At 61.5% G+C, this 270-nt stretch carries 1 pseudogene; it reads left to right on the forward strand.

Annotation, left to right across the window (positions count from 1 at the left end):
* A pseudogene (locus tag SNR22_RS29235) lies at window positions 1–270 on the forward strand (polyketide synthase); the annotation flags it as partial.

Genomic DNA, 270 nt, shown 5'->3' on the forward strand with positions numbered 1-270 from the left:
CGGTTGTCGGTGGTGGATGTGGATGTGGTGGAGGCGCACGGTACGGGTACGTCGTTGGGTGATCCGATTGAGGCGCAGGCGTTGTTGGCGACCTATGGTCAGGGTCGTGATGGGCGTGAGTCGTTGTTGTTGGGGTCGGTGAAGTCGAATCTGGGTCATACGCAGGCGGCGGCGGGTGTGGCTGGTGTGATCAAGATGGTGTTGGCGATGCGGTATGGGGTGGTGCCGGCGACGTTGCATGTGGATGAGCCGTCGTCGAAGGTGGATTGG

It is taken from the genome of Micromonospora sp. RTGN7, assembly GCF_033804645.1.
Classification (GTDB): domain Bacteria; phylum Actinomycetota; class Actinomycetes; order Mycobacteriales; family Micromonosporaceae; genus Micromonospora.